Raw genomic sequence first — 9,535 nt, forward strand, 5'->3', positions numbered from 1 at the left:
ACGAGTGAAATCGCTGAAATTCGCGCTTAGACTCTCTGAAAAACTGCTTTTTAGGCTGTGAAGCCTAAATAAGCGTAAATCACATGCAGAAAATTGAGCCTAGATCGAGCGAAGCGAGTAAAAAGCTCATGAGCGAAGCGAATTCCGAGCTGCTTTTGCTTTTTCTTAAATTCACAACCCAATGAGCCAAAAAATTGCCCCAACGAATCGAGCGAAAGCGAGATTCAATAGAGTTTGAGCTTAGCGAAAACCAAGGGCAATTTTTCCTTTCTTGGGCTTTTAATTATTTTAAAGTTTTTAAATACTTTTAGACACACTGAAAGCCTTTATTGGCAATACTTTCAAAGGCTATATGACTACGTTTACCTACCAATATGACTACGTTTACCTACCAATATGACTACGTTTACCTACCAATATGACTACGTTTACCTACCATAAATCTACATATTATTTTTTGTAGATTTAACTACGTTTACCTTGCATTTAACTACATAATATTTTATATAGATTTATATTCAGAAATAAAAAAGTAGACTAATAACATGCGAGATCTAGTTGTAAAAGATAATGCTTTAATTAACGCAAGCTATAACCTAGATCTAGTTGAACAGCGGCTTATTCTTTTAGCTATTGTTGAAGCAAGAGAAAGTGGGAAAGGAATTAATGCAAACAACCCTTTAGAAGTCCACGCAGAGAGTTATATTAATCAATTCAATGTTGCAAGACAGACTGCCTATCAAGCATTAAAGGATGCTTCAAAAGATTTATTTGCTAGACAATTTAGCTATCAAGAAATAAATAAACGAGGAAACATCGAAAACGTACTAAGTCGATGGGTTAGTGAGATTCGTTATATTGATGCTGAAGCGACTGTTAAGTTAATTTTTGCACCTGCTATTGTTCCATTAATTACTAAGCTCGAAGAACAGTTTACTAAGTATGAATTACAGCAAGTGAGTAATCTCAGTAGTGCTTATGCTGTACGTTTATATGAATTATTAATCGCATGGCGTAGCACTGGGCAAACGCCAGTTATAGAGCTTGAAGAATTTAGAAAAAAAATTGGTGTGCTTGATGATGAGTACACAAGAATGGGGAACTTTAAAGATAGAGTTTTACATCTAGCCATAGCTCAAGTTAATGAGTTTACAGATATCGCTGTTAAGTATGAGCAGCATAAAAAAGGGCGTTCAATTTATGGCTTTTCATTCTCATTCAAGCAAAAGAAAACCGTTAACAAAACTAATCAAGAAGCTAGAGATCAAAACACCATAGATATTTTCACCAAGTTAACAGATGCTCAGCGCCATTTATTTGCTAATAAATTATCAGAACTGCCTGAAATGAGTAAGTACTCTGAAGGCACCGAAAGCTATCCGCAATTTGCTGTACGAATTGCCGAAATGCTATTAGATGCTGAAAAATTTAAAGAACTATACCCATATCTAGTAAAGGTTGGCTTTCAAACAAAATAAAGATAATGTTCAGTAATATGTTCATCTGAACATCCTTGTACATGAACAGAGGGATTGTATTGAACACTACAAAATTTAGCGTAATGGACGCTAGTAAAGCTTTCAAAAAATCAAGAACTACCATCTATGAAGCTTTAAAAAATGGTGAACTATCAAGGGATAATGATGGTCTAATAGATTTATCAGAACTCATCAGAGTTTATGGTAATCCTATTGGCGTACAGCAAAGTACACGTACTGAACACGTTCAAAAGAATGTCCCTGTACAAGTTCATTCTGAAATTGAACAGGTATTAAAAGATCAAATTAATTTGCTTAAAAGCCAATTAGATTTAGCGAATCAGCGAGAAAAATCCTTGATGCAACACATTGAAGATTTGACTCATAGAATAGAATTTAAAGGTAATTTAGAACAGTCCAATACTGATGATAGAGTTGATGATGAACAAACGACTCCTATCGCTACAAATACAGCCGATACTCAAGCAATAAACACTCAACCTGAAGAACAGAAAGTTCAAAAAAAATTAGATAACCAACATCAAACTCAATTAAAAAAACGTGGCTTATTTGGCCGTGTACTGAATGCTGTTTTTGATAATGACTAAGGGAGAAAGATCATGCCGAAACTGAAAGACATTGCCCTAGGCATTATTGTGGCCCCGCTGTTGATCCCGATCATGCTGATCGCATCGTACCAGGATAAAAAGGAGCTGAAAAAAGAGCTGGATAAACGCCAAAAAGAAAAAGACCAGGCATCCTGATTATTCAATTGAGCTAATCAAAATCGTGAAACATTGCTTAAATAATAGGCGTGGAACGTGATAAATCATAAAAAAAGCCCGAACAGTGATGTTCGGGCTATAAACTTTGAAATAAGTATTTGAATTTCAAAGTTAATTATAACACATTTCGTATAAGGTGTATTATGTTAATTTTAGAAATACTAAAAATCTAATTTCAATAACAGCAAAAATATTCCAGGTGTAAAAGTGATACTTCAAAGTTCCCAAATGGATGCATTCTTTCTATCCAGATATGATGTCCAGCTTCCCTCAATTTTAGAACTTATGATACTAGAAGGCTTTTATGAGGATTCGGATGCTATTGTCTTTAATTTTTACAAAGATAGGTTAGAGCAGGTGAATTACGAAGCCATAGCTGATGTTTACGGAGATCTAACAGGGTTTGAAGCCTCCAGTAATAAGATTCATATCGAGGATTACGTGGATAATCAACAGTATGAAATGAATGAAATAATCAACATCGGATTCGCATTAGTTCAATTAGTTCAAAACTTATGGAATCAGCTAAGGGATGATGAGTGCACTATAATTTTATCATCTGATTTAGAAAGTGAATTTGGAAGTAATGCCACTCTTAGTTTTCATAAAAAAAGAATGAATGAAATTTTAATGGATAGCTTAGATGACTGCTCTCAAGCAGTATTCATTTGTGGAAACAATGACTTAATATCTGCAAATACTTAACATAAGGGCTGTTATACGAAATAAAAAACCTAGGCACTAGCCTAGGTCTTAAATTTTAAAAAATACATAAAAATTAAGGTTATAGTCTCAATTTTTCAACTTCGTATAACGTGTATTATGTTAATTTTAGGAAAACTTACAAAATGTATATGTTAAAGATTATTGTTTGGGTGATCCTCATTTTAGTAATCTTATGGGGAATACAATGGATGTTTCATGGCTTTCCAACAGGAAATTAATATTAAGCATTTATAAAAAAATTCATAAATTAGACTTAAGGTAAACATAATAATTAAGGCTTATCTAGATAGCCTAACATCTTAATGTCATGCTTATTACTCTTGAAAGCATCTATGTCTTTAAAGGAATTTTCTGAAATAGCTTCAATACTGGGTGTTATATTACTTGAAGAAATGTAATATAAATCATTAAATTTTTTAATAAAAATTTTTATAGAAGTTTCATTATTTCCCATAACTAAAGAGTTTGTATACTTCATTTTTGCATACTTATTTCCATATTTAGCGTAGATATAATAATCACTATATTTATTGATTTTAGTATTTCTATAATCTTGAATCTGAGCATCCTTATATAAAAATAAATACGTATTTGTCTGACCAATATGTTTACTTGGCTCATAACCATCTAGTAAATAACCATATGTATTTATTATTATTTTTAAATTATCTTTCCTTATATCTTCATCTAAGTCAATACTGATCTGAGTTTCATATTTCTTTTCAAAATTAGCAGCTATTACCATAATTAGGCCTATAAGGATGATAAAAATTCCAATTTTTTTCTTCAATTTACGTTATTCCTATGATCATTAAATTGATTTTGGAATGCTGTTTCTATTAATACACCATTGATAAATTTTTTCATGGGTAGAGCAGGTGGAGAAAATAGTGGCACACCACGAGTTGCAGCAAAACCATCACCTGGCGTAGAAGCCACCATATAAGTAGTGTTGACTGTCCAACCAGTTCCCATATTTCTTAAGACACTACTATCTCTCTTATCTGGATAAAATGAAGGTTTTGCAGGTCCAGTTTGTCCCCATACTTGTACATTTTGAAAATTAGAACATTCAGATAAATCTTTAGCAAACACTCTAACATCTTTGTCATCAGATGCTGTATTACAACCAAACATCACAAAACGAGCAGTTGGTGCCCATTGAGCATTTATTGTTGACCATCCAGATAAAGCCATTTGCTTTTCACTGACTGGATCAACGGTACAAGGAGCTGAGCCAGTAGGTCCGTCATACCATGCATGTGAAAAAATACTGATTTCTTTTACTTCAACCTTACCTACACCACCTCTTTTATTTATAGAGCTGGAAACTGTTGTGATAATCTCAGCTATATCTTGTATTGGAATACTAAAAACTAAATGTATATCCTTATCAAACCAAGACGCCTTTTCTATGTTAAATCTTCTTGTTTTAGCCGAAAAATACATAAGATCATCACCTCTGCTGTTGTCAGTGGTGTAAAACAAAAGAAATAATTGTTTTTTTCTAGTAATTTTAACGTGCTGAGTATTATTTTCTTGGGTAGATGTTTTGGTTGTTGAGACTGTTCGTGGTGGAATTCCCATTGTTATTCTAACTCCAAATGAATTTGTATATCTTTTTCTTCACTGGAGAAAAAGGTAGAAGAATATCCCTCTTTATCCGTCACACCTCTAATTTCAGATCCATTAGGATAAATTGCTATATAAGGCATATTCTTATATGGAATGCCATCATCATCAGTAAATAAATATTTTAAGTTATAGGCTGTACCTTCAGGAAGAAAAGGTAATTTAGTATCAACTTTTGTTCCTCCTTTAAAAAGATGTTGCCCTGCTTTAGCCTCAAACTTTGCAGGCGTAATGAATGTAATCCCATTCTTATTAATTATGATTTGAGAACCACCGGCCATAGGTCTACCTATCTTTATAAAATTCAAAACTTAAGCGTTAATTTAGCTTAAAATAAATATCTAATAATTCAATTTTTTTGATCAAAGTATGACTTTCATCATAGCGATCCAACTGAATGATAGCATTATTGTTACTGCAGACAATAAAGAAGTCGTGCTCAAAGAAGACCACTCAAATGAGCTTCTTGAACGCTCAACATCAAAACTTCATGCATGGGATGAGGGAATTATTACCGGTACAGGCGAAAGCTATGTGATCAATCGCTGTTTTGCTTTATTTAAAGAAGTGGCTCAATCAGAATTAAATTCTCTACCTGATTATTTGGAACTTTCACGACAAATACGAGAGCATGAAATCGGCACTGATAACTTTCAGGTAAAAAACACTAAATTATTATGCTCTAGCTACAGCGAACAAGGTGCTCAACTGTATAAAATTGAACGTATAGATGATCAGCAAAGCTATACAATGATCACTATAGAACCCATGAATATTACTGTGTGGATGTTCAATCCCAATGTTGAAACGATTACAGACGATTTAAAAAACTTATATGTAAACTTAAGAGACTACGACTTTTTTAACAGCCAAGCTGAATGGATCAATTACTATATCAACCATTTAGCCCCAATCTATCAAAAGCAAAGCCTACAAGATTCCTTGATGAGTCAGAGTTTCGATATTTTCTTTCAAAGCAAAGATGAATACGTGTTTGGCCATATTCCCAATACTCAAACTACAGCTTTAGAGTTTAGTGAAATTTCATCTAAATTTAATCCTATTTAACATAATACACGTTATACGCAGTCAAAAATGGGAGCCTAAGCTCCCATTTTTATTGATGATTTTTTAATTCTTTTAGCATGGCATCCCGTAAAATTTTATTCATTCGTGTTTGATAGCCTTTGCCTTGGGCTTTTAGCCACTGCATGACATCTGCATCGATGCGAACCGTAGTTACTTGTTTAGTCGGCTTGTAAAATGGATTTTGCACTGCATTTTTCCAAAAACTTTCATCAAGTTCGGGAATATCTGAAAAGTCTATTTCACTGTCTGGGCGTTTATCTAATGCTTCAAGTCTTGCCTTTTGTTCTTCAGATAAGACAGGAGGTTTATTCAAATCTACTTTGTAAGTAACGGTTTTGTTCATACTGTTTCCTCTCTTTTTTCTCTGCCTGTCGTGCTGAAATAATACGGATATGATCAATCCCATTATGATCTTGTACAGTATGAGCCACCAATAAAACTGTCTGCCCGTGTACGAGACCTATCGCTTGCCAACGATATTCACCATTTTCAAAGCGATCCTGTTTGAAGACGGCATGAGCATCATAAAAAACTAAGGTTGCATCTTCAAAAGCTACACCATGTTTTTTGAGGTTTGTTTCTGCTTTATGCTCATCCCATGAAAACTCAATTTCCATAGTTGCATCGCTTTTTGTTAATACAAAAATGTTAATACAAAATTGTAAATTTTGCAAAGTTGTTCCATTTTTTATTGGCAAAATATTACAGAATCGAACATAAAAAAGCCGACTTGTTTCCAAATCGGCTTTTGAACATCATCGAGCAAATAATTTATATCATAAGTTTTTGATTTTTATATGTTTCAATTTGTGCATTTCGTATAATGCCCATTATGTTAAATGGGGGAAGAATTGAATTGATTTTAATATCCATAGAAATCTTTTAGTATTCATTTTTAAAATGAAATTTCCCATTATGAAAAAACCAATAATTTTCTCAATATTGTTACTAACTAGTTCCTTTTCATATGCTGAGGAAAATGAACAATGTGATGGAATTGCATATGCAGCAGACACATTAATGACTTTTCATCAAATGGGTTCAGACGTAGAAAAAGCTAAAAGTATTTATAGCAACCTCTTCAAAGAGGAAGGTGAAATTTTCAATCAGATAGTAGATGAAGCAAAGAAATCAGCTGTCTATACCAAAGAGGAAGACGCAGAGAAAGCCGTGGAAGACTTTAAAAATAAATGGAAAAACTATTGTATAGAAAACAATATAAAGTAATTGATAATTTTCATAGTGATTCTAAAGATTTCCTAAAATTAACATAATACACGTTATACGAAGTCAAAAAATGGGAGCTAAGCTCCCATTTTTAATGCATTTTTTTTAAATAAGACTAGGATGTGCATCTAAAATTCGAATCAATGTTGCTGCTGGTCCTGTTGGATAGCGTCGGCCTTGTTCCCAGTTTTGCAGAGTACGATGGCTAATGTGGAGACGTGCTGCAAATTCGCTTTGACTTAAACCAGTTTTTTCTCGTACTTCCTTAATATCTGGTAATTCAAGTTCCGTCGTTCGACTAGGTTGGCTCTCTTTGCGCTTGATTGCTCCTGCTTCTTTAATCGAAGCAACTAAGTCATCAAATAAGTTGTTATCCATGAAATTGCTCCTTCACGAGTTGGCGCAGAATGGCGGTTTCTTTATCCGTTAGATTATCTTTTACAGATTTTGGATAAGCCACCAAGAAAAAGATTTGATCATCCTCATTTACCCAATAGTAAATTACTCTGATACCGCCACTTTTGCCTTTATTCCCTTGAGCACAACGTACTTTTCGAATGCCACCGCCATTCTTGATTAAGTCACCTTTATCTGGCTGAACCAATAGATCTTGTTGAAGTTGACGATATTCCTCATCAGATACAAGGTCTTTGATTTGCTTGGTAAAGATACTGGTTTCAATGAATAACATAGATTCTGTATACGTCAATGGCGTACAATTATTCTAGCAGTTTCCACATTAAAAAACGAGAGCTACTGCTCTCGTTTCGTATAACAGCCATTATGTTAAATCGCATATAAAAAAATTTGACATAAATTAAATTTTATACAATTATATTGCGCACAATATATTATTTAAAGGTAATTAAAATGAGTAATCTTTATTCTACCCAAGTTAAAGCAATCGGTGGACGTTCAGGGAATATTCGTAGTGAAGATGGTATCTTAGAACTAAAATTAGCTTTGCCAAAAGAATTAGGTGGTCGAGGTGATGCAACGAATCCTGAGCAATTATTTGCAGCTGGCTATGCTGCATGCTTTGGAAATGCCGTGATCCATGTAACTCGTAGCAATAAAGAACATAAAATCCGTGATAACGATGTAGAAGTCCTGAGTACTGTTGGCATGGTTGCTAATGGCAATGGTGGATTTTCCTTAACAGTACACTTAGATGTCACTCTTTCAGGTATTTCACAAGCTGATGCAGAGAAGATCGTGGAACAAACGCATCAAGTATGTCCTTATTCCAACGCTATTCGAGGTAATATACAGGTATCGACCACTGTCTATACCAAATAAAAAGCTATGTCCAAGAATCAGCTTTGCCTAGATGAGCAACTATGTTTTCCTATTTATGCTGCATCTAATTTAATCGTAAAAGCTTATCGCCCTTTTCTTACACCTCTCGGACTCACTTATCCTCAATATTTAGTGATGTTGGTTTTATGGGAAAAAGAATGTGTAAGTGTGGGTGATCTTGGACAAATTTTACACCTGGATAGTGGGACACTAACGCCCTTACTAAAAAGAATGGAAAAGTCTGAACTTATTAATCGATCACGTGATCCTAATGATGAAAGAAGAGTCCTTATTTCATTAAAAGAAAAGGGTCGAGAGCTACGAGCTGCCGCAGAAATGATTCCTAAAGAGCTGACTCAAAGTATTCAACTTGAAAATTTAAATAAACTAAAAGAAGAATTAAAGTCATTGGTTAAAGTGTTATCAGAGAAAATTTAAGAAATCTTATTATCTGGTGATATGAATCACTATGATTCTGAAAATTAATTAATTTTTCTAAAATTAACATAATACACGTTATACGAAAGGCCCTATTTACGGGCCTTTTAATCATCTGATTAACATAAAATCTCTTATACGAAGTGCGGCTGGCTAACGCCACTATACAAGGCATCAGACCATACACTTTTTTTAGAAACCGCTGCCACTGAGGATCTGAAGTGCTTTATGGCCCAGGAAAGAGATTGGGAAACATAAGCTTTCATTTCTCAAACCAGGGCCGCTGGCTGACGCCACTATATAAGGCTCAAACCTATACACCTTTTTTAAAACTTGATTGTGGATCGTACCTTAGCAATTAAAAGATCAAGTGAGTTTTGATTCCTAGAAAAATCTAACAGTAAGCCATTAACTTTAGATCGAATCTCTTTGGGATCAGTCAGCTCACCGCTCATTAAATTTTTCAGTAAATTGCCCACTTTATTCATATCTGCTTTTAAACCACGGATCTCCTGGATTGTTTTTACATCCGTGAGGCTTTTCGGCTGGTAGCCCAAACCTAGATCACGTAAATATTGTGAAGCTGACACATTCCCTTGAGCTGCGCTTTCTTCAATTTGCTTTTTCTCAGCTCCAGTCACTACGACTTGAATTACATTTTGGCGTATCCGTTTTGGCTTTTTTTCTTCAGTCATTTTTTTCTATTTCCCGTACATTTTGGCTATGCCAAAAGTTCCGCAGGACAAGATGCCACGTTGAGCTGAAAGCGAATAAGTCGGGTAATTTATATAACCAGGGCTTGCCATGTTATATAACATTACACATCTTGCCTGTTTCACCCTAATTAGGTTTCGCACTTAA

General features: G+C 34.2%; 16 protein-coding genes. 8 read left to right on the forward strand and 8 right to left on the reverse strand.

The window, feature by feature from the left end:
• Positions 1-545: 545 nt before the first annotated feature.
• From repM to FTU22_RS15870, 4 genes are all read left to right on the forward strand, one after another.
• Positions 546-1,478, forward strand: a complete 933-nt coding sequence (gene repM, locus FTU22_RS15855; protein WP_180095380.1) for a replication initiation protein RepM — start codon at positions 546-548, stop codon at positions 1,476-1,478.
• Between the two features lie 59 nt (positions 1,479-1,537).
• Complete coding sequence (locus FTU22_RS15860; protein WP_257225953.1) at positions 1,538-2,086, forward strand: plasmid replication DNA-binding protein; 549 nt, start codon at positions 1,538-1,540, stop codon at positions 2,084-2,086.
• A gap of 12 nt (positions 2,087-2,098) precedes the next feature.
• Positions 2,099-2,242, forward strand: coding sequence for a hypothetical protein (locus FTU22_RS15865; RefSeq protein ID WP_167514224.1), 144 nt, complete (start codon positions 2,099-2,101; stop codon positions 2,240-2,242).
• A gap of 249 nt (positions 2,243-2,491) precedes the next feature.
• Positions 2,492-2,968: a hypothetical protein gene (locus tag FTU22_RS15870; protein WP_218948644.1), complete on the forward strand. Its 477-nt coding sequence runs from the start codon at positions 2,492-2,494 to the stop codon at positions 2,966-2,968.
• A gap of 292 nt (positions 2,969-3,260) precedes the next feature.
• On the opposite strand, the gene FTU22_RS15875 is transcribed toward FTU22_RS15870, so the two are convergent.
• The 3 genes from FTU22_RS15875 to FTU22_RS15885 are packed head-to-tail and all read right to left on the reverse strand — an operon-like array spanning position 3,261 to position 4,902.
• A complete protein-coding gene (locus FTU22_RS15875; RefSeq protein ID WP_257224199.1) occupies positions 3,261-3,779 on the reverse strand; it encodes a hypothetical protein in 519 nt (172 codons plus the stop codon).
• Complete coding sequence (locus tag FTU22_RS15880) at positions 3,776-4,576, reverse strand: hypothetical protein (RefSeq protein WP_180095383.1); 801 nt, start codon at positions 4,574-4,576, stop codon at positions 3,776-3,778. The genes FTU22_RS15875 and FTU22_RS15880 overlap by 4 nt, the downstream gene beginning before the upstream one ends.
• A 2-nt stretch (positions 4,577-4,578) precedes the next feature.
• Positions 4,579-4,902, reverse strand: a complete 324-nt coding sequence (locus tag FTU22_RS15885) for a hypothetical protein (RefSeq protein ID WP_180009707.1) — start codon at positions 4,900-4,902, stop codon at positions 4,579-4,581.
• Positions 4,903-4,990: 88 nt separating this feature from the next.
• Between FTU22_RS15885 and FTU22_RS15890 the strand changes: the two genes are divergently transcribed.
• Positions 4,991-5,689, forward strand: coding sequence for a hypothetical protein (locus FTU22_RS15890; protein ID WP_180009706.1), 699 nt, complete (start codon positions 4,991-4,993; stop codon positions 5,687-5,689).
• Between the two features lie 49 nt (positions 5,690-5,738).
• Here the strand turns inward: FTU22_RS15890 and FTU22_RS15895 are convergent, their stop codons facing one another.
• Both FTU22_RS15895 and FTU22_RS15900 read right to left on the reverse strand, forming a co-directional pair.
• A complete protein-coding gene (locus FTU22_RS15895) occupies positions 5,739-6,053 on the reverse strand; it encodes a BrnA antitoxin family protein (RefSeq protein WP_104988439.1) in 315 nt (104 codons plus the stop codon).
• Entirely contained in the window at positions 6,016-6,327 is a 312-nt protein-coding gene (locus FTU22_RS15900; RefSeq protein ID WP_002042420.1) for a BrnT family toxin, read from the reverse strand. The genes FTU22_RS15895 and FTU22_RS15900 overlap by 38 nt, the downstream gene beginning before the upstream one ends.
• A 298-nt stretch (positions 6,328-6,625) precedes the next feature.
• Between FTU22_RS15900 and FTU22_RS15905 the strand changes: the two genes are divergently transcribed.
• On the forward strand, positions 6,626-6,937 hold the full coding sequence (locus tag FTU22_RS15905; protein WP_168369453.1) for a 3-hydroxybutyryl-CoA dehydrogenase: 312 nt from the start codon (positions 6,626-6,628) through the stop codon (positions 6,935-6,937).
• A 105-nt stretch (positions 6,938-7,042) separates the two neighbouring features.
• Here FTU22_RS15905 and nadS read toward each other — a convergent pair whose 3' ends face one another.
• Both nadS and FTU22_RS15915 read right to left on the reverse strand, forming a co-directional pair.
• Positions 7,043-7,315: a NadS family protein gene (gene nadS / locus FTU22_RS15910; RefSeq protein ID WP_180095387.1), complete on the reverse strand. Its 273-nt coding sequence runs from the start codon at positions 7,313-7,315 to the stop codon at positions 7,043-7,045.
• On the reverse strand, positions 7,308-7,628 hold the full coding sequence (locus FTU22_RS15915) for a type II toxin-antitoxin system RelE/ParE family toxin (protein ID WP_002126330.1): 321 nt from the start codon (positions 7,626-7,628) through the stop codon (positions 7,308-7,310). The genes nadS and FTU22_RS15915 overlap by 8 nt, the downstream gene beginning before the upstream one ends.
• Positions 7,629-7,807: 179 nt before the next feature.
• Between FTU22_RS15915 and FTU22_RS15920 the strand changes: the two genes are divergently transcribed.
• Together FTU22_RS15920 and FTU22_RS15925 are read left to right on the forward strand one after the other, a co-directional pair.
• Entirely contained in the window at positions 7,808-8,236 is a 429-nt protein-coding gene (locus tag FTU22_RS15920; protein ID WP_005108699.1) for an organic hydroperoxide resistance protein, read from the forward strand.
• A gap of 6 nt (positions 8,237-8,242) precedes the next feature.
• On the forward strand, positions 8,243-8,674 hold the full coding sequence (locus tag FTU22_RS15925) for a MarR family winged helix-turn-helix transcriptional regulator (RefSeq protein WP_005108698.1): 432 nt from the start codon (positions 8,243-8,245) through the stop codon (positions 8,672-8,674).
• A 326-nt stretch (positions 8,675-9,000) separates the two neighbouring features.
• Here the strand turns inward: FTU22_RS15925 and FTU22_RS15930 are convergent, their stop codons facing one another.
• The gene (locus FTU22_RS15930; RefSeq protein WP_180095390.1) at positions 9,001-9,369 is read right to left on the reverse strand and encodes a LysR family transcriptional regulator; all 369 of its coding nucleotides are present in this window, start codon (positions 9,367-9,369) and stop codon (positions 9,001-9,003) included.
• Between the last annotated feature and the right edge of the window lie 166 nt (positions 9,370-9,535).

It is taken from the genome of Acinetobacter sp. YH12076 (assembly GCF_013419525.1).
GTDB classification, from domain to species: Bacteria; Pseudomonadota; Gammaproteobacteria; order Pseudomonadales; family Moraxellaceae; genus Acinetobacter; species Acinetobacter amyesii.